At 72.7% G+C, this 22,449-nt stretch carries 20 protein-coding genes; 11 read left to right on the top strand and 9 right to left on the bottom strand.

All coding sequences use genetic code 11. From position 1 onward, the window contains the following. Window positions 1-47: 47 nt before the first annotated feature. The 5 genes from OG218_RS22935 to fabF all read left to right on the top strand — a co-directional run bounded on the left by OG218_RS22935 (window position 48) and on the right by fabF (window position 5,117). Window positions 48-1,259, top strand: coding sequence for a PucR family transcriptional regulator (locus tag OG218_RS22935; protein ID WP_328295531.1), 1,212 nt, complete (start codon window positions 48-50; stop codon window positions 1,257-1,259). Between the two features lie 155 nt (window positions 1,260-1,414). Further along, a complete protein-coding gene (locus tag OG218_RS22930; RefSeq protein ID WP_328295530.1) occupies window positions 1,415-2,380 on the top strand; it encodes an ACP S-malonyltransferase in 966 nt (321 codons plus the stop codon). Continuing rightward, window positions 2,377-3,423 carry a beta-ketoacyl-ACP synthase III gene (locus OG218_RS22925; protein ID WP_328295529.1) on the top strand — a complete coding sequence of 349 codons (1,047 nt, stop codon included), beginning with the start codon at window positions 2,377-2,379 and terminating at the stop codon, window positions 3,421-3,423. The genes OG218_RS22930 and OG218_RS22925 overlap by 4 nt, the downstream gene beginning before the upstream one ends. A gap of 85 nt (window positions 3,424-3,508) precedes the next feature. Beyond that, a complete protein-coding gene (locus OG218_RS22920; protein WP_012086932.1) occupies window positions 3,509-3,754 on the top strand; it encodes an acyl carrier protein in 246 nt (81 codons plus the stop codon). A 91-nt stretch (window positions 3,755-3,845) separates the two neighbouring features. Continuing rightward, window positions 3,846-5,117, top strand: coding sequence for a beta-ketoacyl-ACP synthase II (fabF, locus tag OG218_RS22915; RefSeq protein WP_328295528.1), 1,272 nt, complete (start codon window positions 3,846-3,848; stop codon window positions 5,115-5,117). Window positions 5,118-5,206: 89 nt separating this feature from the next. On the opposite strand, the gene OG218_RS22910 is transcribed toward fabF, so the two are convergent. Further along, complete coding sequence (locus OG218_RS22910; protein WP_328295527.1) at window positions 5,207-5,713, bottom strand: DUF3145 domain-containing protein; 507 nt, start codon at window positions 5,711-5,713, stop codon at window positions 5,207-5,209. 231 nt (window positions 5,714-5,944) lie between these two features. Between OG218_RS22910 and OG218_RS22905 the strand changes: the two genes are divergently transcribed. Then, complete coding sequence (locus OG218_RS22905; protein WP_328295526.1) at window positions 5,945-6,370, top strand: hypothetical protein; 426 nt, start codon at window positions 5,945-5,947, stop codon at window positions 6,368-6,370. Window positions 6,371-6,476: 106 nt separating this feature from the next. Further along, the gene (locus OG218_RS22900; protein WP_328295525.1) at window positions 6,477-7,118 is read left to right on the top strand and encodes a hypothetical protein; all 642 of its coding nucleotides are present in this window, start codon (window positions 6,477-6,479) and stop codon (window positions 7,116-7,118) included. A gap of 154 nt (window positions 7,119-7,272) precedes the next feature. Here OG218_RS22900 and efeB read toward each other — a convergent pair whose 3' ends face one another. Genes efeB through efeU form a run of 3 tightly spaced genes read right to left on the bottom strand, consistent with a single transcriptional unit; the run spans window position 7,273 to window position 10,578 of the window. Then, the gene (efeB, locus tag OG218_RS22895; RefSeq protein WP_328295524.1) at window positions 7,273-8,544 is read right to left on the bottom strand and encodes an iron uptake transporter deferrochelatase/peroxidase subunit; all 1,272 of its coding nucleotides are present in this window, start codon (window positions 8,542-8,544) and stop codon (window positions 7,273-7,275) included. Window positions 8,545-8,554: 10 nt separating this feature from the next. Then, the gene (gene efeO, locus OG218_RS22890) at window positions 8,555-9,706 is read right to left on the bottom strand and encodes an iron uptake system protein EfeO (RefSeq protein WP_328295523.1); all 1,152 of its coding nucleotides are present in this window, start codon (window positions 9,704-9,706) and stop codon (window positions 8,555-8,557) included. A 35-nt stretch (window positions 9,707-9,741) separates the two neighbouring features. Next, window positions 9,742-10,578, bottom strand: a complete 837-nt coding sequence (gene efeU / locus OG218_RS22885; RefSeq protein ID WP_328295522.1) for an iron uptake transporter permease EfeU — start codon at window positions 10,576-10,578, stop codon at window positions 9,742-9,744. Between the two features lie 215 nt (window positions 10,579-10,793). On the opposite strand from efeU, the gene ilvA reads away from it, so the two are divergent. Then, entirely contained in the window at window positions 10,794-12,101 is a 1,308-nt protein-coding gene (ilvA, locus tag OG218_RS22880) for a threonine ammonia-lyase IlvA (protein ID WP_328295521.1), read from the top strand. Here the strand turns inward: ilvA and OG218_RS22875 are convergent. After that, the gene (locus OG218_RS22875; RefSeq protein WP_328295520.1) at window positions 12,089-12,790 is read right to left on the bottom strand and encodes a FadR/GntR family transcriptional regulator; all 702 of its coding nucleotides are present in this window, start codon (window positions 12,788-12,790) and stop codon (window positions 12,089-12,091) included. The two genes, ilvA and OG218_RS22875, sit on opposite strands and share 13 nt — an antisense overlap. Window positions 12,791-13,029: 239 nt before the next feature. Between OG218_RS22875 and OG218_RS22870 the strand changes: the two genes are divergently transcribed. The 3 genes from OG218_RS22870 to OG218_RS22860 all read left to right on the top strand — a co-directional run bounded on the left by OG218_RS22870 (window position 13,030) and on the right by OG218_RS22860 (window position 16,283). Then, a complete protein-coding gene (locus OG218_RS22870; RefSeq protein ID WP_380157188.1) occupies window positions 13,030-14,367 on the top strand; it encodes an enolase C-terminal domain-like protein in 1,338 nt (445 codons plus the stop codon). A gap of 123 nt (window positions 14,368-14,490) precedes the next feature. Next, window positions 14,491-15,534 (top strand): zinc-dependent alcohol dehydrogenase, encoded by a 1,044-nt coding sequence (locus OG218_RS22865; RefSeq protein WP_328295518.1) that lies wholly within the window; start codon window positions 14,491-14,493, stop codon window positions 15,532-15,534. After that, window positions 15,531-16,283 (top strand): SDR family oxidoreductase, encoded by a 753-nt coding sequence (locus OG218_RS22860; RefSeq protein ID WP_328295517.1) that lies wholly within the window; start codon window positions 15,531-15,533, stop codon window positions 16,281-16,283. The genes OG218_RS22865 and OG218_RS22860 overlap by 4 nt, the downstream gene beginning before the upstream one ends. Window positions 16,284-16,335: 52 nt before the next feature. Here OG218_RS22860 and OG218_RS22855 read toward each other — a convergent pair whose 3' ends face one another. The 4 genes from OG218_RS22855 to OG218_RS22840 all read right to left on the bottom strand — a co-directional run bounded on the left by OG218_RS22855 (window position 16,336) and on the right by OG218_RS22840 (window position 22,356). Beyond that, on the bottom strand, window positions 16,336-18,666 hold the full coding sequence (locus OG218_RS22855) for a glycosyl hydrolase family 95 catalytic domain-containing protein (protein ID WP_328295516.1): 2,331 nt from the start codon (window positions 18,664-18,666) through the stop codon (window positions 16,336-16,338). 75 nt (window positions 18,667-18,741) lie between these two features. Beyond that, window positions 18,742-20,376: a hypothetical protein gene (locus tag OG218_RS22850; RefSeq protein ID WP_328295515.1), complete on the bottom strand. Its 1,635-nt coding sequence runs from the start codon at window positions 20,374-20,376 to the stop codon at window positions 18,742-18,744. A 64-nt stretch (window positions 20,377-20,440) separates the two neighbouring features. After that, window positions 20,441-21,286 (bottom strand): carbohydrate ABC transporter permease, encoded by an 846-nt coding sequence (locus OG218_RS22845; protein WP_442906547.1) that lies wholly within the window; start codon window positions 21,284-21,286, stop codon window positions 20,441-20,443. Window positions 21,287-21,393: 107 nt separating this feature from the next. After that, window positions 21,394-22,356, bottom strand: a complete 963-nt coding sequence (locus tag OG218_RS22840; RefSeq protein ID WP_328296282.1) for an ABC transporter permease — start codon at window positions 22,354-22,356, stop codon at window positions 21,394-21,396. Window positions 22,357-22,449: the final 93 nt, after the last annotated feature.

Genomic DNA, 22,449 nt, shown 5'->3' with positions numbered 1-22,449 from the left:
CCGCGGGCGACACCGGGGGTGGGCCCCCACGCCCTACGCTCGCGTGCGTGTCCACCGCCCGGTCCGAACTGTCCCCGCCGACGGTCCGACGCCTGGAAGCGGCCCAGGGATCCTTCGCCTCCGCGATCGCGGCCCGGATGGACTCCGCCCACCCCTGGTACGCGGCGCTGCCCGCGGACGAGCGTTCCTGGGTCGGTCTGGTCGCCCAGGCCGGGTTCGGCGACTTCCTGCGGTGGCTCTCCGAACCCGAGCCCGACGTCCTGGCCGGGATCGCGGTCTTCGGGACGGCGCCGCGGGAGCTGATGCGCTCGGTGACCCTGCAGCAGACGGTGGAGCTCGTCCGGACCGCGATCACGGTCGTGGAGGAGGGACTGGACGCGGTCGTCGGCGACGGTCACCCGGCGGAGCAGGTCATCGCCCGCCAGGCCCTGCTGCGCTACTCCCGCGAGGTCGCCTTCGCCGCGGCCGCCGTCTACGCCCGGGCCGCGGAGGCCCGCGGCGCGTGGGACGCGCGGCTGGAGGCGCTGGTCGTCGACGCGGTGCTGCGTGGCGACGGCGAGGACACCATCGCCTCCCGCGCGGCGGCGCTGGGCTGGAGCCTCGACGAGTCGACGACCGTGGTCATCGGTCCCTCCGGCGAGACCTCCGCCGGCGCGGTGGCCCGGATCCGGACGCTGGCCCGCGCGGCGGGCGGCGAGGCGCTCGTCGGCGTGCAGGGTGACCGCCTCGTCGTCGTCCTCACCGGCGGACTGGACGTGCAGGCGACGGCGGAGCAGCTGGCGCGCAGCGAGTTCGGGCCCGGGCCGGTGGTCGTCGGGCCCACCGTCGCGACGTTGCCCGTCGCCGCGCGCTCGGCCCGGGCGGCGCTCGCGGGGGTCGTCGCGGCCCGCGCGTGGCCGGAGGCCCCCCGGCCGGTGCTGGCCGACGACCTGCTCCCCGAACGCGCCCTCAGCGGGGACGCGACGGCGAGACGCGCCCTGGTGGACCGCGCCTACGTCCCCCTCGAGGAGGCCGGCGGGGCACTGCTGGAGACGTTGACGGCCTACCTCGCCCACGGCGGGTCGTTGGAGGCCTGCGCACGCTCGCTGTTCGTCCACGCCAACACGGTTCGCTACCGACTGCGACGGGTCGCCGAGGTCTGCGGCTGGACGCCGTCGGCCCCGCGGGAGCGCTTCGTCCTGCAGACGGCTCTGGCGTTGGGCCGGTTGTCGCAGGCCGGGCCGGGTGGGCGGGCAGAGGGCCCACCGCTCGGTCGCTGAACCGTTCCCCACGCAGCGTCCCGAATCGGTGACGCACCGTTCACCCCCGCGAGTGACCCCTGGCCCCCTCCTTGGAGGATCCCTACAAGGAGGGCCCGCAAAGTCGGTTCGCGTCGTGACCGTGCCCGGGGCCCCGCACCGGGCAGGCTGTCACGGTGCTCGTCTTCGTCTTCCCCGGCCAGGGTTCGCAGTCACCCGGCTTCCTCGCCCCCTGGCTCGAACTGCCGGGGGTCGCGGACCGGCTGAACTGGGCCTCCGCCGTCGTCGGCGACGACCTGCTCGCCCACGGCACGGTCTCCGACGCCGAGACGCTGCGCGACACCGCCGTCGCCCAGCCGCTCATCGTCGCCGCCGGCCTGCTGGGGCTGCGCGAACTCATCACCTCCCCCACCGACCTCGCCGCCACGGCCGGGGCCGTCGCGGGCCACTCCGTCGGCGAGCTCACCGCCGCCGCCGCGACCGGTGCGCTCACCCCCGAGCAGGCCCTCGTCCTCGTCCGCGAGCGCGGTCGCGGGATGGCCGCCGCCGCCGCCGTCCGCCCCACCGGGATGAGCGCCGTCCTGGGCGGGGACCCCGCCGAGGTCGCCGCGGCGCTGCAGGAGCACGGACTCACCCCCGCCAACGCCAACGGCGGTGGGCAGACCGTCGCCGCCGGCACCCTCGAGGCGCTGGCCGCGTTCGCGGCGGACCCCCCGGCCAAGGCGCGGGTCGTCCCGCTGCAGGTCGCGGGCGCCTTCCACACCGAGCACATGGCCCCCGCCGTCGGCGCGCTGGCCGCGCTGGCCGCGGGGATCGACCCCGGCACGGCGAGCGTGCCGATCGCCGCCAACGCCGACGGGGAGCTCGTGACCGACGGTCAGGCCTTCCTCCAGCGGCTCGTGGCGCAGGTCAGCCGCCCCGTCCGCTGGGACCTCGTGACCGAGGCGTTCGCCCGGCTCGGGGTGACCGGTTTGATCGAGGTGCCCCCGGCGGGCACACTCACGAACCTGGCCAAGCGCACACTGAAGGGCGTGGACGTCCTGGCGCTCAAGACGCCGGACGACCTGGACAAGGCCCGCACCATGATCACCGACCACGGTGGCCTGGCCGCGACCGTGACGACCTCGGAGGCCACCCTGTGACCGCACTGACCGCTGCACCCACCCGCGAGGCACGCATCCTCGGGGTCGGCGCCCACCGCCCGCCCCGGGTCATCGACAACGCGGAGGTGTGCACCTGGATCGACTCCTCCGACGAGTGGATCCAGCAGCGCACCGGCATCAAGACCCGTCGCTGGGCGGCCCCCGACGTCTCCGTCGTCGACATGAGCGAGGACGCGGGCGCGAAGGCCCTGGCCGCCGCCGGTCTGAGCGGTTCCGACGTCGACGCGGTCATCCTCGCGACGGTCTCCTACCCCTTCCAGACCCCCGCGGCCGCGGCCGTCGTGGCCCACCGCCTGGGGGCGACCCCGGCGGCCGCGTTCGACATCTCCGCCGGCTGCGCGGGGTTCTGCCACGGCGTCGCCCTCGCGAGCGACCTCGTCCGCGGCGGCACCGCCCGCAACGTCCTCGTGATCGGGGCCGAGAAGCTCTCCGACTTCACCGACCAGCACGACCGCTCGACGGCGTTCCTCTTCGCCGACGGCGCGGGTGCCGTCGTCGTCGGCGCCTCCACCGAACCCGGCATCGGGCCCACGATCTGGGGCTCCGACGGCGGTCAGGCCGACCTGATCAAGTCCAAGTTCTCCTGGCTGGAGCTGCGCGCGGGCCAGACCGCGGACGCCGCGCTGGCCGCGGAGGAGCCCGGGACGGTCGGCGAGGTCGAGCACTGGCCGTTCCTGGAGCAGCAGGGCCAGTCGGTCTTCCGCTGGGCCGTGTGGCAGATGGCCCCCGTGGCGCAGGCCGCGATGGACGCCGCCGGCGTGAGCGCCGAGGACATCGACGTGTTCGTGCCGCACCAGGCCAACGCGCGGATCATCGACGCGATGGTCAAGCAGTTGAAGCTGCCGGAGAGCGTCCACGTGGCCCGCGACATCGTCGACATGGGCAACACCTCGGCCGCCTCGGTGCCGCTCGCGATGGAGCGCGCGGTCGCCGACGGTGACGCGCCCTCCGGCGGGCTGGCCCTGCTCATCGGCTACGGCGCGGGCCTGTCCTACGCCGCCCAGGTCGTCCGGCTCCCGTAGTCGGATGTCGTCTCCTGGCCACGAACCCCGTGGTCAGGTCGTTACCGGTGACCGCCAGGTCGCCGACCAGATGGAGGAGCAACGCATGGCCAGTGAGCAGGAGATCCTCAGCGGTCTCGCCGAGATCGTGAACGAGGAGACGGGCCTGCCCACCGACAGCGTCCTCGCGGACAAGTCCTTCACGGACGACCTCGACATCGACTCGCTGTCGATGATGACGATCGTCGTGAACGCCGAGGAGAAGTTCTCCGTCCGCATCCCCGACGAGGACGTCAAGAACCTGCGCACCGTGGGCGACGCCGTCGCCTACATCTCGCAGGCCCAGGGCTGAGCACCACCCACCGGCCGGCCCGCTCCCGCGGGCCGGCCACCCCGCCTCACACCACAGTTCGCCGCAGGGCTTCAGGAGGAGCTGACCGATCATGACCTCGACGACCACGAACAGGACGAGTTCGTCGCGCCGCGTCGTCGTCACCGGGCTGGGCGCCACGACTCCGCTCGGCGGCGACGTCCGCACCAGCTGGGAGGCCGCGCTCGCCGGCCGTTCCGGCGCCCGCTCGATCACCGACCCGTGGATCGAGGAGTTCGAGCTCCCCGTGACCTTCGCCGCCCAGGCGGCGGTGCGCGCCGACTCGATCCTCGAACGCCGCGAGATCAAGCGGCTCGACCCGTCCCAGCAGTTCGCCGTGATCGCCGCCCGGGAGGCGTGGGCCGACGCCGGCTCCCCCGAGGTGGACCCGCTGCGCCTGGGCTCGGTCGTGGCCACCGGCATCGGTGGCATCTGGACCCTGCTGACGGCCTACGACACCCTCAAGGAGAAGGGCGCCCGCCGCGTCCTCCCCCTCACCGTCCCGATGCTCATGGCCAACGGCCCGACGGCGGCGATCAGCATCGAGTTCACCGCCCGGGCCGGGGCGCACACCCCGGTCAGCGCCTGCGCGTCCGGGGCCGAGGCCATCGCCTACGGCGCCGACATGATCCGCACCGGTCGCGCCGACATGGTGATCTGCGGTGGCACCGAGGCCGCCATCCACCCGCTGCCGATCGCGTCGTTCACCTCGATGCACGCGATGTCCAAGCGCAACGAGGACCCGGAACGCGCCTCCCGCCCCTTCGACTCCGCCCGTGACGGGTTCGTGCTCGGGGAGGGGGCCGGGATCCTGATCCTGGAGTCCGAGGAGCACGCGAAGGCCCGGGGGGCCCGCATCCACGCCGAGGTGCTCGGCGCGGGGCTCTCCGCCGACGCGTACCACGTGGCCGCCCCCGAACCCGAGGGTGCGGGGATCAGCCGGGCCATGCTCGACGCGCTGCGCCAGGCGGACCTGACCCCGGCCGACATCGTGCACGTGAACGCGCACGCGACGTCGACCCCGGTCGGCGACGTGGCCGAGGACAAGGGCCTGCGCCTGGCCTTCGGTGACGCCGTGGACGGCATCGCGGTCTCGGCGACGAAGTCGATGACCGGTCACCTCCTGGGTGCGGCCGGCGCGGTGGAGAGCATCTTCACGATCCTCGCGCTCCGCGACCGGATGGCGCCCCCGACGATCAACGTCGACGACCTCGATCCCGCGATCACCCTCGACGTCGTCCGCAAGGAGTCCCGTCCGTTGCCGGCGGAGGGGCGCCTCGTCGGCCTCAACAACGCCTTCGGCTTCGGCGGTCACAACGTGAGCGCCGTCTTCGCCACCCCCTGAGGCCCCGCCCCACCAACTCCTGGGGGCTTCTCCACCCTTCCCGAGCGCGGGGAGAGGTGGAGAAGTCCCCAGAAGTCGTTGGAGGGAGGTCAGCCGACCTGGTGCAGCCAGCGCACGGGGGTGTCGTCACCCGCGTGGCGGAACGCCTCGAGCTCGCAGTCCCAGGCCTCGCCGACGGCCAGCGCGAGCGCACGACGGGCGGCGTCGGCGTTCCCCTCGGCCATGAGGTCCATCGCGGCCCGGACGCGGTCCTCGGGCACCTGGACGTTGCCGTGCACGTCGGTGACGGCGTGGAAGATCCCCAGCGCGGGGGTGTGGCTCCAGCGACCGCCGTCGCAGCCCTGGGACGGTTCCTCGGTGACCTCGAAACGCAGGTGCGACCAACCGCGCAGAGCGGAGGCGAGCAGTGCCCCGCTACCCTGCGGCGCCTGCCACGAGTACTCCGCACGCAGGCAGCCGGAAGCGACCGGCTGGCCCGTCCAGTCGAAGGACGCGCGCACACCGAGAACACCGCCGGCTGCCCACTCGATGTGCGGGGTCAGCGCTCGCGGTGCGGAGTGCACGAAGAGCACGCCGCGGGTCGTCGCACCGGACATGCCGTTCTCCTTCTGCGTCGGTGTGAGGGACGTCTTCCCCAACGACCTCACGACACGCAGCGAACGACTATCGGTGATGCTCTGACTACACGGTGTGCTGCTCCGTTACCGCCATCATGCCTCACCGGACACCGGCGGCACCACCGCCTCGCCGGACTCTCAGGAACCACCCCCGGGCTGCCGATGAACCCTTCGGACCATCGACGCAGCACCAGACCAGGGGGACCCCGCGTGGACGACCAGCTCACCCAGCCCACGACCAGGGCCGCCACCGGGGAGATCTCCGAGGTCATCCGCCCGGCCGCGATCGTGCCCGAGGAGGCGGCCCGGTCCGTCCTCGTCGAGCTCGCGCTGCGCGACGTGCAGAACGGTGGCGTCTGGCAGGCCGGCCCCTCGCTCTGGAGCCGCTACGACCGCCCCTGGCACGGCGCGGAGAACGCCGCGGGTGCCGAGTTGATCGGGCGCATCCACGTCGCCTACGGCACCCCCACCAAGTACGAGATCACGATCTACCGCGTGACCGTCACCCTCTTCGGCAGCCAGCTCGGCTGGAGCGTGGAGTCGCTGTGCGACGAGGCGCTCGGACACGGCGGCCTGCGCCTGCAGGACTGCCCCCGCGCCACCCTCGCCGCTCCCCCGCCCCCCTTCCGCGGCTGACCGTCCCCTCGCCACTCCTGGGAGACTTTCCACCCTTCCCGGGCACGGGAGAGGTGGGAAGTTCCCCAGAAGTCGTTGCGCGCGAGAACGGTGGCACCATCGTCGCGTGCCCGATCCCGCACAGCCCCCGCGCCGTCACCACCACCGTCCCGCCCTGCCCGGCGACGACGCCATCGTCTCCATGGCCGGCGGGGTCGACCCCTCCGCCGTCCAGGAGGCCGCCCACGCCGCGGCCAGCGCCCTCGTCCACGGGGCCCGCTCCGCCCAGGACTCCGAGGTCACCCGTCGCGTCGTCCGACTCGCGCAGGACGAGGGCCTCGAGGTCATCGCCGACCTGTGGGCCGACGCGCCCGCGGACACCCTCGCGGGCGCCCTGTGGCGCCTCTACGTCCTGCGGACGTGGGTGCAGCGCCAGCCCGTCGCCGTCTCCCGTCAGTACGCCGAGGGCCGACGGCACGCCCCCGTCCTGGAGGTCGTCGCCGGGGTCGCGGACCCGCCGGGACCGGCCGAGGTGTCGGCCATGGTCGACGCCGTCCTCACCGGGGTGGCGGAGGGGGACTTCGCCGTCACCCTGGAACGGGCCGCGGCCTTCTGCCGGATCCTCGCCGTCGGCCGGGCCCACGACGCCGACGCCCCCGCGGCGGAGGACGCCGCGAGCGCGCTGACCCACTCCGCGGCCCGCCTCGTCCGCACCGCGGAGCAGCTCGAGCACGCCGCCGGCCGGTGGCGACACGGAGATCTGGGCTGACCCGCAGCGCGCCTGGGCTGGGCGCATCGCCGAGGGCTCGTTACAATGGGAGTGCGTCGGGCCGCGGTAGCCCCGGGTCCCAATTCAAGCCGCTACGAGCGGCCGTGCGCCGTGAGGCGCTTCCCGGTCCGGCGCACCTTCGTGAACACCAGGGTCAGGTGAAGAGCCCCTCGCCCCACGAGCCCCCCGCGGAGATCCCGGGCGGGCACGCGAAGATCGCCGAGCCGGTGTGCTTGAGGTACTCCGTGAGCGCGTCCTTCGCGCCGAGCTTGCGCTGGACCGCGACGAACTGCGACGCGGGGTCGTTGCCGAAGACGATGAAGAACAGGCCCGCGTCGAGCTGTCCCGTGGCCAGGTCGAGACCGTCGGTGTAGGAGTAGCCGCGGCGCAGCATCCGCATCCCCCCGTTGGTCTCCGGCGCCGCCAGGCGCACGTGCGCGGCGACGTCGATGGCGGCCTTCCCGGTGGCCGAGGTCTTCGCCAGGTCGAGCGCGTCGAACTCCTTCGTCCCCGACAGCGGCGCCCCGGAGACCTTGGCCCGGCCGATGACCCGTTCCTGCTCGTGCAGCGAGGCCCGGTCCCAGCTCTCGATGAGCATCCGGATGCGGCGGGCGACCAGGTAGGTCCCGCCCCGCATCCACTCCTGGTCGACGGCGGGCGAACCCTCGCCCCCGACCCAGACGAAGCGGTCGAGGTCGGCGGTGTCCTCGGCGCGCAGGTTGGCGGTGCCGTCCTTGAAGCCCATGAGGTTGCGCGGCGTCGCCTGCGTGCTCGACGTCGTCGAGGTGCGCCCGAAGCCCAGCTGCATCCAGCGCACGGTGACGACGCCGCGCCCGATGCGCACGAGGTTGCGGATCGCGTGGAAGGCGACCTGCGGGTCGTCCGCGCAGGCCTGCAGGCAGAGGTCGCCGCCGCACTTGGTCGGGTCGAGCTGCTCCCCGGGTAGCGCAGGGAGCTCCTCGAGGTTCGCGGGGCGACGCTCGGCCAGGCCGAAGCGCTCGTCGAACAACGAGGGCCCGTAGCCGAGGGTCACGGTGAGGTTCGCGGCCGGCAGTTCGTGCGCCTCACCGGTGTCCTGGGGCGGTTCCCCCGGAGCGCCACCGAGGCCACCCGGGCCGCCGACGGGAACCCCGGTCGCCATGGTCGCGGTGGCCTCGCTCCAGCGCTGCAGGACGTCGGCGAGGTCGGCGGGGTTGCGGCTCGTGACGTCGAGCGCCGCGAACACCAGGGAGTCCTGGGCGGGGGTGACGATGCCGGCCTGCCGGGCACCGTGGAAGGCGACCGTCGAGGCCGCCCCGGCCGCCGCGGTCGCCGTGGTCGCGGTGTCCCGCCCGGCGAGGGCGCTGACGCCGACACCGACCCCGGCGGCACCGACGACCGCGGCGCCCGTGAGGACGCCGCGACGGCTGGGACGAGAAGCGCTCACGGGTTCGTCCTCACTGGTCCGCAGCGCCGACGACCTTGCCGGACACCGTGGACAGCGGCTCGGCCAGCGCGTCGACGGCGGTCGCGAGCTCGCGGACCTGGTCCGGGGTCAACGTCGTGTAGAGGGCGTAGGTGTCGCCCTGCTGGTATGGCGCCAATGCGCCGGTGACGGTGTCGAACTGGGTGGTGAGGGTCGTCACCAGGTCGGGGTCGGTGACCTGCAGCGCCGGGGTCAGCAGGTCGAAGGCCTTGCGGGCGCCGTCGACGTTGGCCGCGAAGTCGAGCAGGTCGAGGTGGGAGTAGGCCTCCTCCTCGCCCGTCACCTTGGACTTGGCGACCTCGTCGAGCAGCCCGCTGGCCCCGTTGGCGAGGTCGGCCGGCTGGTAGGTCGTCGTCTGCACGAGCTCGGCGAGCTTCGCCACGTTCGCGTCGAGCTCCTGGGCCACGGGGGTCATGCCCGCCGTCGTGCCGTCGACCCAGAGGGCCTGCTCGATGCGGTGGAACCCGCCCCAGGTGCTCGGGTCCTCGACGTCGGCGATGCGCGCGTCGATGAGCGGATCGAGGTCGCCGAAGCTCTCCGCGACGGGTTCGATGCGCTCGTAGGGCACGCGCGCCGGGCCGTAGAGGGACTTGGCCTTCTCGACGTCGCCGGCCTGCACCGCCGCGGTGAAGGCCGAGGTCGCGGTGACGAGGTCGGCGACCTGGGCCTCGACGTAGTCCTGGTAGCCCTGGGTGGCGGCCGCGAAGAGCGGGTCCGCGGTGCCCGACGCCGACGCGGCGGCCCCCGTCACGGTGAACTTCGAGGACTCGGTGGCGGCGTTGGGGCACTGGACGGTGTAGTCGCCGGCGTCGAGCGTCAGCGAGAACGTCCCCTTCAGCCCGGGGGTCAGGTTCTCCCGCTCACCGACGATCCGGCCGCCCGAGTTCACCAGTTCCCCCTCGGTCACCGAGCTCGCGCCCTCGTTGACGACCTCGAAGGTCCTGGCCCCCGCGGTCACCGAGGTCGGCTCCGCGGTGCAGCCGTCGTCGGTCAGGGTGATCTTCACGGTGCCCGGGGCGCCGGAGGCCCCGCCGGAGGCCGCCTCGGAACCCCCGCCGCAGGCGGTCAGCAGCAGGAGGGGACTCGCGGCGAGGGCGAGGAACAGGCGGGGCTTCGTGGTCACGACAGACCTTTCGCAGGGACGCGGGAGAGCGGGAGTCAGACGGAGACGGGTTGCGGCGCGGCAGGCTGGCGCGAGCGCCGCGGCCACAGGACGACGACGAGCATGGGCACCAGGTAGACCAGCCAGCCGATGACCTCGGCGACGGTCGGCCGGGGCTGCCAGCCGAGGACGCCCATCAGCAGGGCCGCACGGACGGTGCCGGGCTCCACGACGGTGGAGAGGTCCAGCGCCTGAGCCTGTCCGGCCAGCAGCCAGCCCGCCTCGTAGGCGGTGTGCGCGGCGGACATGACCAGCCCGGCGGCGACGAGGACGAGCAGGACACCCGTGACGCGGAACAGGCGAGCGAGGTTCAGCGTGATGCCGCCGCGGTAGACCAGGTAGCCGAGACCGACGGCCAGCAGGATCCCGAGCGAGGCACCGACCGCGCCCTCGGCGTTGCTGCCGGACGCCTGGTAGGTGGCGAGCAGGAAGACCGAGGTCTCGAGCCCCTCGCGCAGGACGGCGAGGAAGGCCATCGCGACCAGCGCCCACGCGGAGCCCTTGGCCAGGGCGCTCGAGGCGGAGGCCTCGAGGTCGGACCTCATGGAGCGGGCGTGGCGGGTCATCCAGACGATCATGTAGGTGACCATCGCGACGGCGACCAGGGCCAGGACGGTCTCGAGCTGTTCCTGCTGGCGCTGCGGGAGTTGCTGCGTCGCGACCTGCAGGGCGGCGGCGGCCCCGACGCAGAGGAGCACGGCCAGCACGACCCCCGCCCACACGGAGCGCAGCGCACGACGCTGCCCGCGCTGGACGAGGAAGGCGGCGACGATCCCGACGATGAGGGAGGCTTCGAGGCCTTCACGCAGTCCGATGACGAACGTGGCGAGCACGGGGAACTCCTCCGGCCGGGACGATGGGGACCCACCGAAGTGAGGTGAGCCTCGCCGATGCTAGGCCTGCCTCACCTGCTGCGGACTCCCTCGAGGCCCGGATGTGCGACACATCACACGGGCGCGCAGGAACGTTGCCGGGGCGGCGGCGTTGAGGGACCCGGTCCCACCACCCTGCTGGCTCTCGACGGGGAGGCACGGGCAGGATCGACCCCATGTCGCTCGACGCTGCCCGCCCCCCGGCGCCCACCACCAGCCCGTCCGGCGGCCTGCCGAGAGCCGCGGACGTCGAGGAGGCGGCGCAGCGACTGGCCCAGGTCGTCACCCGCACGCCGTTGGAGACGAACCCGCGGTGGTCGGCCGCCCTCGGCGCGCACGTCCGGGTCAAGCGCGAGGACCTGCAGGCCGTCCGTTCCTACAAGCTGCGCGGGGCCTACAACCTCGTCGCCCAGCTGAGCGAGGACGAGCGGGCCCGTGGCGTCGTCACCGCCAGCGCCGGCAACCACGCCCAGGGCCTGGCCTACGCGTGCGCGGCCCTGCGCGTGCACGGCCGCATCTACGTGCCCCGCACCACGCCCCGCCAGAAGCGCGACCGCATCGCGGCGCTGGGCCAGGAGTTCGTCGAGACGATCGTCCTCGGCGACACCTACGACGATTCCGCGGCCGCCGCGACGCAGGACGCCGCACGCAGCGGCGCGACCCTCGTCCCCGCCTTCGACGACCCCCGCACCCTGACCGGGCAGGGGACGGTCGCGGTCGAGGTGTTCGAGCAGCTCGCCGAGTTCGACGAGGAACCCCCGGACGTCCTGGTCGTCCCCGTCGGCGGTGGCGGCCTGCTGGCCGGGGTCCTGACCTGGGTCCGCGAACGCCACCCGCAGGTGCGGATCGTCGGCGTGGAACCCGAAGGGGCGCCGTCGATGGCGGCGGCGCTCGCCGCGGGCCACCCGGTGCGCCTGGACACCCTCGACACCTTCGTCGACGGTGCGTCGGTGCGTCGCGTCGGTGACGTCACGCACGCCGTCGTCGCCGGTCACGAGGTGGAACTCGTCACCGTGCCCGAGGGGGCGATCTGCGTCGAGATGCTCGCGATGTACCAGACCGACGGGATCATCGCCGAACCCGCGGGCGCGCTCGCGACGGCGGCCCTGGCCGAGGCCGTGCGCGTCGAACCCGGCCAGAGCGTGGTCTGCGTCGTGTCCGGCGGCAACAACGACATCAGCCGCTACGCCGAGATCATCGAACGCGCCCTGGTGCACGAGGGCCGCAAGCACTACTTCCTCGTCGAGTTCCCGCAGGAACCCGGCGCGCTGCGCCGCTTCCTCGACGAGGTCCTCGGGCCGGACGACGACATCGCGCTGTTCGAGTACGTGAAGCGCAGCAACCGCGAGTTCGGACCCGCCCTGGTGGGGATCGAGATCCCCGGCAAGGACGACCTGCCCGGGCTGCTCGCCCGGATGGAGGCCGCTCCCCCGACGTTCGAACGGATCTCCGCCGCCGAGCCGCTCTACCGCTACCTGCTCTGAGGCGTCTCGCCGCGCAACGTCGTCCGCATCCAGGCCTCCACGTTGGCGACGTGCAGCAGCGCGGCGGCGTGGGCGCGGTCGCGGTCGTGCTCGCGCACGGCCTGGTAGATCGCGGAGTGCTCGTCGATCGTGCGCTGGCGGGAGTCGGCGACGGTGAGCGCGCGCCAGACCCGGGCCCGCACGGTGGCACCGGAGACCCCCCGCAGGATCGCGGCGAGCGCGGCGTTGCCGCTCGCCGTCGCGAGCGCCGCGTGGAACTGCTCGTCGTGAGCGACGAGGGTCTCCTCGTCCTCGGCGTGCTCCATGCACCGCAGGTGGTGGGCCACGAGCGCGAGTTCAGGCTCGCCCGCCCGGACGGCGGCGAGCGCCGTGGCCTGTGGTTCGACGAGTCGCCGGCACTCCATGACGTCCATGAGGTCCTCGTCGCGCATGAGGTCCACGGCGTCGGCGATGCCGGTGAAGAGGAGGTCGGGCGTGAGGCTGGTGACGTAGGTCCCGTCGCCCCGGCGCACCTCGAGCACGCCCGCGGTCGCGAGGGCACGGACCGCCTCGCGCAGGCCGGACCGCGAGACGCCCAGCTGGTTCGAGAGCGCGGCTTCCGCAGGTAGTCGTTGTCCCGGCCGCAGCTCGCCGCTGATGATGAGTTCCCGGACCCGCCCGATGGCGGCCTCCGTCAGGGGTGCGGCCACACCGATCTCCTCCTCCACCGGGTGACCGGACCCCCGTGGAGTCCTGGACGTCGCCCGGCGTCACGTCGTCGGGACATTGTGCCTGGGTGGCCCCGTCGACATAGACATCTGATGTCTCCCCCGATACCTTCGACCTGACAGCTCCACCGACCGGCAGGAAGACGCGGTGGAGCGGGCGTCTGCCCCGGCAGTGCCCCAGGTACGACGTCACTGGAGACGCCGCGCCGACGAATCATCAGATGCCTGGAGGAATCGTGACCACCCGTCCCGCCGTCTTCACCGCCCTGGACGTGCACGACGTCCGGTTCCCCACCTCCGAGCACCTCGACGGCTCCGACGCCATGAACCCGGAACCGGACTACTCCGCCGCCTACGCCGTCCTGCGCACCGACGCCGGCGACGGGCACGAGGGTCACGCACTCGCCTTCACCACCGGGCGCGGCAACGACCTCCAGGTCGCCGCGATCCGGGGTCTGGCCCCCTACGTCGTGGGGCGGACGGTGCAGGAGGTGCTCGGTGACCTCGGCGCGTTCTCCCGCGACATGGTCCACGAACCGCAGCTGCGGTGGCTCGGACCGGAGAAGGGCGTCGTGCACATGGCCATCGGCGCCGTGCTCAACGCGGCCTGGGACCTGCGGGCCAAACGAGCCGGACAGCCGCTCTGGCGGTTGCTGGCCCACCTGGACCCCGAGGAACTGGTCTCGCTCGTCGACTTCCGCTGGCTCTCCGACGCCATGACGCGCCGGGAGGCCCTCGACCTCCTGCAGCGCGCCGTCCCCGGCCGGGCCGAACGGGAGGAGGAGCTGCTGCGCCTCGGCTACCCGGCCTACACGACGACACCGGGATGGCTGGGCTACTCCGACGAGAAGCTGGAGCGCCTCTCCCGCGAGGCCGTCGCCGACGGCTTCACCCAGATCAAGCTGAAGGTCGGCGCCGACCTCGTCGACGACGTGCGCCGGATGAAGGTGGCGCGGGCGGCGGTGGGCGACGACGTCCGCATCGCCGTCGACGCCAACCAGCGCTGGGACGTCAGCGAGGCCATCTCCTGGATGCGTGCGCTGGCCCCCTTCGACCCCTACTGGATCGAGGAGCCGACCAGCCCCGACGACGTCCTCGGCCACGCCGTGGTCCGGCGTGCGCTGCACCCCATCAAGGTCGCGACGGGTGAGCACGTCGCCAACCGGGTGATGTTCAAGCAGTTGCTGCAGGCCGGCGCCGTGGACGTCGTGCAGATCGACGCGGCCCGGGTGGCGGGGGTCAACGAGAACATCGCCATCCTGCTCCTCGCCGCGCACCACGGGGTCCCGGTCTGCCCGCACGCGGGCGGGGTCGGACTGTGCGAGATGGTCCAGCACCTCTCGATGTTCGACGTCGTCAGCGTCTCCGGGACCTGGCAGGACCGGGTCGTCGAGCACGTGGACCACCTCCACGAGCACTTCGTGACCCCCGTCCAGCTCGAACGCGGCCGCTACCGCGCACCCACCGCCCCGGGCGGGGGCGGGGAGATGCTGGTCGGCTCCGTCCTCGAGCACACCTACCCCGGCGGCCCGGTCTGGGTCGCCCGCGGCGCCCGCTGAAGCGCTCCACGCCCCCTCGCTCCACGCCCCCTCGCTCCACGCCCCCTCGCTCCAGCCCACCGGAAGGACCCAGCCCGTGCTCTCCCCGCACGCCCACCACGACGGCCACCTGAGGAGGCCCGCGTGAGCACCCACCTCGCGGCCCGCTACCACCGTGCGGGCACCGTGACCGCCGACGAGGTCCTCCGGCGGGAACCGGGGCCCGAGGAGGTCGAGATCGCCCCCCTGTTCACCGGCATCTGCGGCACGGACCTGCACATCGCGGCCGGGCACATGGACGGGCGCGTCAGCGTCCCGGCCGTCATCGGTCACGAGACCGTCGGGCGCGTGAGCGCGCTCGGTCGCGACGCCACGGGCTGGGAGGTCGGCGACCTCGTGACCGTCGTCCCGTTGCGCCCCGACGGGACCTGTCCCACCTGCCGCAACGGCCACTCCCACGTCTGCGACCACCTCGACTTCCTGGGAATCGACTCCGACGGGGCGCTCGCCGAGCACTGGGTGGTCCCGGCCCACACCCTCGTCCGCGTCCCCGAGGGCACCGAACCGCGCGACGCCGCGCTGCTGGAACCCACCTCGGTCGCCGTGCACGACGTCCGGCGCGCCCGGCTGGCCCCCGGTGAGCTCGCCGCCGTCGTGGGAGGTGGCCCGGTCGGCCTGCTCATCGCCCTGGTGGCCCGCCACGTCGGGGCCGAGGTCGTCCTCTCCGAACCCGACCCGACCCGCCGGGAGCTGGCCGCCCGGCTCGGCATCGACGCCGTCGACCCGACCCACGAGGACCTCGCCGACGTGACCCGCGCCCGTTCGGGAGGCGCCGGCGCGGCGGTCGCGTTCGAGGTGTCCGGCTCCGAGCCCGGGTTGGCCGCGGCGGCGGCCTCGCTCGCGGTGCGTGGCCGGCTCTGCCTCGTCGGCATCCACGCCGCACCCCGCACCGTCGACCTGCACCCGTTCTTCTGGCGCGAACTGGAGCTGCTGGGAGCCCGCCTCTACGAGCGCCGGGACGTCGAGGAGGCGGTCCGGTTGGTCGGGGGCGGGGAACTGCCGGTGGCGCAGCTCGTCTCGCACGTCCTGCCGCTGGCCCGCGTCGAGGAGGCGTTCGCCGCGCTGGCCGCGGGCGGCGCGGTCAAGGTCCTCGTCGACTGCCGGCCCGCCGGCGGGTCGACGTCGTGAGCGGCCCCTTCGACCTGACCGGCTCGGTGGCCGTCGTCACGGGGGCCAGTCGCGGCATCGGTCGTGCCTGCGCGCTCGCCCTGGCCGCCGCGGGAGCCGACGTCGTCGGGGTCGCCTCGACGCCGCCCGAGGGCGCCGTCGCCGAGGAGGTCCGGGGGCTCGGCCGCAGCTACGAGGCGCTGGGCTGCGACTTCGCCGACCCCGCGGCCGTCGCCGACCTCGGCGACCTGCTTGCCGCCCGGCGGGTGGACGTCCTGGTGAACAACGCGGGCACCATCCGCCGCTCGCCCGCCGCCGATCACCCGCAGTCCGACTTCGACCACGTCCTCACGGTCAACCTCACCAGCCAGTTCGCCCTCACCCAGCGGATCGGGCGCTCGATGCTCGCCCGCGGCCGGGGCAAGGTCGTGTTCACCGCGTCCCTGCTGAGCTTCCAGGGCGGGGTCAACGTCCCGGGCTACGCCGCCGCCAAGCACGCGGTCGCCGGCCTGACGCGGGCGCTCGCCAACGAGTGGGCCCCGCACGGGGTGAACGTCAACGCGGTCGCCCCCGGCTACGTGGTGACCGACAACACCGAGGCCCTGCGGGCCGACCCGGAGCGCTCCCGTGCGCTGCTGGAACGCATCCCGGTGGGTCGGTGGGCCTCCCCCCAGGAGATCGCCGGCCCCGTGGTCTTCCTGGCCTCCCCGGCGGCGGACTACGTCCACGGTGTCGTCCTGCCCGTCGACGGCGGCTGGCTCGCGCGGTAGGTGGCACGCGGAACGGGACCGTCCCCCCGGGGCGGTCCCGTTCCGACGTCGCTCAGGCGGTGACCACGTCCAGGACGTACTCCGTCCCGCCGCGGGCCGGGAAACCGACGCTGGCCCCACCCGGGAGCACCTCCCCGTGGAGCGAGACCGTCACCGCGTCCGTACCCGTGCCCCGGACGCTGACGCGCAGGTCCCCGTCACGACCGGCGACGATGCGCGCCCTGCGCAACGCCGAACCCGACCACTCCAGGTCGACGACGTGCCCGCCCCGCGCCCGCAGACCGCTGACCCGCCCGGCGACCCAGCTCGGCGGCAGCGCCGGCAAGAGGTCGAGGACCCCGTCGTGACCCTGCAGCAGGGTCTCGGCGATCCCGGCCACCGCGCCGAAGTTCCCGTCGATCTGGAAGATCGCGTTCCCGGGCCACCCCTCGTGCGGGTGCAGGTCCATCAGCGACTCCGAGGTGAGGTCGGCGGCGAGGACGCGCAGGTGCTCCTCGGCCCGGGCACCGTCGCCGAACCGGGCCGCGAGGCAGAGCACCCAGGAACGGCTCCAGCCGGTGTGCCCGCCGCCGTGCCCGAGCCGTTCGTCCAGGGCCGCAGCGGCGGCGTCGAGGACGTCGGGGCTCCGGCGGGCCGTGACCCGGGTCCCCGGGAACACGCCGTAGAGGTGCGACACGTGCCGGTGCCCGGGTTCCGCCGACCCCTTGCCGGGGTCCCACTCCTGCAGGACCCCGTCGAGCACGGCGGGCAGCGCCAGTCGGTCCAGCGCGGCCCGCACCTGCGCCGCCAGGTCCTCGTCGTCCGGTCCGCCCCCGTGGCCGGCCAGCAGCTCCAGGTAGTGCGTGAACACCTCGCGGAGGAGTTCCCGGTCCATGGTGGAGCCCGCCGTCACCGCGGCCTGCGACCCGTCGGGCAGCAGGAAGGTGTTCTCCGGCGACGTCGACGGACTCGGGACGAGCGCGCCGTCCGCGTCGGGTACGAGCAGGTCGAGGGCGAACGCGGCGGCGGCCCGGTGCACGGGGATCGCGACCCGCGTGGCGAAGTCGGTCCCCGCGGAGCTGAAGTCGAGGTGGTCGTAGGTGTGCGCGGCGAGCCAGGGCAACGCGGACGGCCAGTTCGACCACAACGGCCGTCCCGCCACGGCGCGGGTGAACCGCCACACGTCGGTGTTGTGGTGCACGACGGCACCACGGGCGCCGTAGTCCAGGCGAGCCGTCTCCGCACCCGCCTGCGCGAGGTCGAGCGCCAGGTCGAACAGCGGCGCGTGCAGGTCGGCCAGCGCGGTCGTCTCCGCGGCCCAGTAGTTCATGGGCAGGTTGATGTTGGTCGTGTAGTTGCTGCTCCAGCCCGGGCGGACGTCGACGTTCCAGATGCCCTGCAGGTTCGCGGGCTGGGTGCCCGGGCGTGAAGAGGCGATGAGCAGGTAACGGCCGAGGTCGAAGAGCTGCTCCGCCACCGCGACATCCCGTTCGTGGCCGGGGACGGCCTCCACCGCGAGTTCCACCCGGTCGAACCGCGACCGGTGTTCCTGCTCGGTGCGTTCCCGCAGCAGGGCCGTCGCCTCCCCCGCGGCGGCCAGCACCCGTTCACGAGCCTGCGCCAGCAACGGTTCCACCGCGCCGAGCGGACGTTCGCGCCAGCCGCGGAACCCGGTCACCACGGTGGCCGTCAACCGGACCTCGCCACCGGTGGAGTGCACCAGGGCGGCGACCGCGAACCCCGAGCCGCGCGCGACCGTTCCGTCGGCGTCGGGGTCGTCGTCGGCGTAGCGCACGGGGTCGTCGTCGGCGACGTAGTTCGGGACGACCGTCGCGGGAACCCGGCCGGCGGCCAGCAGCAGGGTTCCCTCGGGGACCTCGTGCACCTCCTGGACGAGCAACGGGTGCGGGCTGGAGAACCCCACCGAGGGGGCAGCGGTACCGGCCGCGGCCACCCCCACCAGGACCCCCGCGCCCGGGGCTACGAAGCTCTCCAGCCGGTGGTCCTGTCCGCCCCGGCGGTAGCGGGTGGAGGCGACGGCGCGGGCCAGGTCGAGTTCCCGGACGTAGTCGCTGACCCCCGCCTCCGGGCCCTCTGCCGCGTAGCGCCAGGTGAGTCGGCCCACCGGCTGGTACGACTCCGTCCACCCCGACGCGTGCAAGCGTCGCGCGAGGTCGTCGGCCCGGTGGTGGTCACCGGCCGCCACCGCCGCGCGCAGCGCGGGCAGGACGTCCGCCGCCCCTGCGTCGGTCCGGGGACCGACCGGGCCCCCGGACCACAGGGTGTCCGCGTTCAGGTCGAAGGTCTCCTCCCCCACCGCTCCCGCGACGGTCACCCCCAGCGATCCGTCACCGAGCAGGAACGCGTCGGCGAAGCGGGAGGCGGGTTCGGTGCAGCTGAGCACGTGACGAGGCGGGGCGGTGGGGTTCACTGTCTCTCCGAGCTGGGTGGGACGGGCGGTTCGTGGTGACGGCGCGGGTCAGACGCTGGCGTCGTAGGCGGTCTGCTCGATCTCGAGGTAGCGGGGCAGTCCCGTTCCGTCGAGTTCGTCGAGGTAGGCCTGCCAGGCGTCGTCGGCGTTCACGTCGCGGATGCCGGTGACGAACTCCGCGCTGGACTGGCTCACGAGGTTCTCGATGTTCGTCGTCAGCTCGGCGACCTCCGCGGTCTGGTCCTCGGGCACCCACACCGACCAGTAGGGGAAGACCTGGTCCTTCGGGGCGTAGGGCTCGTAGAGCTTGCTGGCCGCGAACAGCATGCGCTCGTAACCGTCGGGCGGCTGCACCTGACCGTTGCGGAACTCGGCGTTGGAGTTGTACTGCGCCAGCGGGCCCCAGGCGTTGTTCGCCGGCTTGACGTTGGGGTCGGCCGGGGGAACGCGGACGAACGGGGTCAGGCTCTCGTCCAGCGCGGTCTCACCGGGTGCGGGAGGGAACCACTCGACCCCTTCGAGCCCGAACTCGGCACGGACGTGCTGGTCCTGCGGGAACATGTGGTCGATCATCTCGATCGCGGCGACCTGCTCCTCCTCGCTGGCCTTGTTGGTCAACGCGAACGTCGCCCCCGGCATGCTGGGCAGGTTGTAGGAGGCGAACTGCACACCGGCCGGACCCTTCAGCGGCGGGAGCGCCTGGTAGGCCTCGTCCCGACCGTCGTCCTGGTAGGTCGTGACGAAGATGCCGGAGTGCAGGGCAGTCGCGGCCCCCACCAGCGGCGCGGCGGCGTTGTCGCCCTTGGCGATGAGCGCGTCGCGGTTCTGGGTGAAGGCCGCCGGGTCGATGAGCCCCGCGTCGTAGAGCTTCGCCATGTACGCGAGCGCGTCGCGGTAGGCCGCCTGGCCCGCCTGCAACGTGACCTTGCCGTCCTCCAGCGCCAACGTCGAGGGGTAGGTCGCGCTGCCCTGCGGGTCGTAGAGGAAGGCGTTGACGAAGTAGGGCAGCAACAGGTCGTCGACGCTGGAGGTCAACGGGATCTCGTCGGCCTGACCGTTGCCGTTGGGGTCCTGCGTCTTGAACGCCATCATCACGTCGAAGAACTCGTCGGTGGTCGTGGGCATCTTCAGCCCGAGCTTGTCGAGCCACTCGGTGTTGATCCACAACTTCGCCTGGTAGGAGCAGTGGAAGCAGTCGTTCCACTGCGGCAGGCCCCAGATCTTGCCGTCCGGCGCCGTGGCGAGCTTCTCGTACTCGGGGTTCTGCGCGAACGCCTCCTTGATGTTCGGCGCGTGCTGGTCGATGAGGTCGTTGAGCGGCAGCAGAACTCCCTGCTGACCGTAGCGCTGCAGGTCCTGCTGGGAGAACTGGTCCACCCACGGGACCATGAGGAAGGCCTCCGGGTAGTCCCCGCCCGCGAGCAGGATGCGCCGGGCCTCGGCCGCGGTCGTCCCGTCGTAGGTCGTCGTCTGCCAGTCGAAGGTGTACCCCGTCATCTTCTCCATCTCCTTCGAGAAGGTGTTGGTGGCGAGGTCGGTGTCCGGTCCCTGGGCCGCGAAGACGGTGAGCTTCTTCGCGTCGTCGGGGTCGTCACCGGCCGAGCAGGCGGCGGCGGCCAGCAGGGTCGAGGCCGCGAGGGCCACCACGGCCGTGCGAGCACGGGAACGTCGACGGATGAACATGGGAGGTCCCTTCGGTGGTGCGGCGACGGCGGTGTCGCCGGAGGTGGTGGGCGGTGGGGTTTTCTCAGCCCTTGACCGCGCCGACGAGGATGCCCTTGGTGAAGTACCGGGCCACGAACGGGTAGACGAGCAGCAACGGAACGGTGGCGATGACGATGAGCGAGTACTTCAGCAGGTTGGCCAGTTGCTGGCGTTCCATCATCGCGGCGGCGTCGGTGCTCCCGCCGGAGGTGTTCAGGATGAGGATGTTGCGCAGCACGATCTGCAGCGGCGCGAGATCGGCGTCGCGCAGGTACAGCAGGGCGTCGAAGTAGGAGTTCCACTGCGCGATGCCGTACATCAGGGCGATGACCGCGATGAGGGGTTTCGCCAGCGGCAGCACGACGGTGAACAGGATCCGGAGGTCGCTGGCTCCGTCGAGCTGGGCGGCCTCCAGCAGTTCGTCGGGGATGGAGGCCCGCAGGAACGCCACGGCGATGATGACCTGCCACACGCCGATGGCCTGCGGCAGCAGCAGCGCCCCCCGGGTGTCGAGCAGGCCCAGGGCCTGGACGACGAGGTAGGTCGGGATGATCCCGCCGGCGAAGAGCATCGTGAACACGACGAGCTTGGTGATCACCTTGCGGCCCCACAGGTCCGGGGTCGAGAGGGGGTAGGCGATCATGACCGTGAGCGTGACGCTGATCGCGGCCCCGGCGACGGTGTAGAAGACGGAGTTGGCGAAACCCCGGAGGATCGCGGAGTTGCTGAGCGCCACCTCGTAGCCGCGCAGGGTCGGGTCCACCGGCCAGAGGAAGACCCTCCCGGACGACACGGCCTGCGGCGAGCTGAAGGAGCTCGCCAGGATGTAGATCAACGGCACGAGCACCAGGACCAGCGCCGTCGTCAGCAGGACGTACACGCCGACCATGAACACCCGGTCGACGCCAGGGTCCTTCACCTGCCGGGAACGGTGCACCGGACGGTCGAGACGGGCTCGGTCCCGCCGGGAGAGCTTCTGCTCGGTACCGGTTCCGCTCACCACAGCCCGCTCCCCGTCACTCGTTTCGCGACCCGGTTGACGCTCACGAGGAGCACCAGGTTGATGGCGGAGTTGAAGAGGCCGACGGCGCTCGCCAGGCTGAAGTCGGCGTTGATGAGACCCACCTTGTACGTGTAGGTGGCGATGACCTCCGACTGCGAGAGGTTCAGGGGGTTCTGCAGCAGGAACGCCTTCTCGAACCCCAGCGACATGACGTTGCCGACCCCCAGGATGAGGATGACGACCGCCGTCGGGGCGATGCCCGGCAGGTCCACGGCCATGATCTTCTGCAACCGGTTCGCCCCGTCGACCCTGGCCGCCTCGTAGAGCGTCGGGTCGATCCCGGCGAGGGCGGCGAGGTAGATCACCGCGGAGTAGCCGGCCGTCTGCCACACGTCGGTCCAGACGTACACGTGCCGGAACGCGTCCGGGTCGCCCAGGACGTTGGGCTGGTCCATGCCGAAGAACCCGAACACGTCGGAGAGGAGACCGATGCGCGGGGACAGGATCAGGATCGTCATTGACACGATGATCACCGTGGAGATGAAGAACGGGGCGTAGGTGACGAGCTGCACCGTGCGCGCGAAGAACTTCAGCCGGACCTCGTTGATCGCCAGGGCCAGGATGATCGGGATGGGGAAGCCCGCGAGCACCGCGTACACCGACAGGACGAACGTGTTGGTGACGATCCGACCGAAGACGGGGTTGTCGAAGAAGCGCTGGAAGTTCGCCAACCCCACCCAGTCGCTGCCCCAGATGCCGTCGACGACGCTGTACTGCTTGAAGGCGATGACGGCGTTGACCATGGGGACGTACTTGAAGACGACGAACCAGAGCAGCGGGACGGCGAGCATGAGGTAGAGCTGCCAGTGCCGACGGAAGCTGCGTCGCGCCGCCGAGCGCCCGCGCACCTCCGTCCCGGCAGCCCGGGTCACCGCTCCCGGACGCAGCGGGGTCATCGCCACCAGACGGCCCGTTCCCTGCGCCCGACGCCACGGCCGATCGCACCGGTACGACGGTCAATCATCAGATGATTCTCCGGAACGACGCGG

This window comes from Kineococcus sp. NBC_00420 (assembly GCF_036021035.1).
In the GTDB taxonomy this organism is placed as follows: Bacteria; Actinomycetota; Actinomycetes; order Actinomycetales; family Kineococcaceae; genus Kineococcus.
This window is presented reverse-complemented; position numbering and strand designations above follow the sequence as displayed.

Bases quoted from the DNA above. Each gene is read 5' to 3' on its own strand.
- OG218_RS22870 (WP_380157188.1), top strand. From the start codon at position 13,030: ATGCCTGGAGGAATCGTGACCACCCGTCCCGCCGTCTTCACCGCCCTG.
- OG218_RS22910 (WP_328295527.1), bottom strand. From the start codon at position 5,713: ATGTCCGGTGCGACGACCCGCGGCGTGCTCTTCGTGCACTCCGCACCG.
- ilvA (WP_328295521.1), top strand. From the start codon at position 10,794: ATGTCGCTCGACGCTGCCCGCCCCCCGGCGCCCACCACCAGCCCGTCC.
- OG218_RS22850 (WP_328295515.1), bottom strand. From the start codon at position 20,376: ATGTTCATCCGTCGACGTTCCCGTGCTCGCACGGCCGTGGTGGCCCTC.
- OG218_RS22840 (WP_328296282.1), bottom strand. From the start codon at position 22,356: ATGACCCCGCTGCGTCCGGGAGCGGTGACCCGGGCTGCCGGGACGGAG.
- OG218_RS22920 (WP_012086932.1), top strand. From the start codon at position 3,509: ATGGCCAGTGAGCAGGAGATCCTCAGCGGTCTCGCCGAGATCGTGAAC.
- fabF (WP_328295528.1), top strand. From the start codon at position 3,846: ATGACCTCGACGACCACGAACAGGACGAGTTCGTCGCGCCGCGTCGTC.
- OG218_RS22845 (WP_442906547.1), bottom strand. From the start codon at position 21,286: ATGGTCGGCGTGTACGTCCTGCTGACGACGGCGCTGGTCCTGGTGCTC.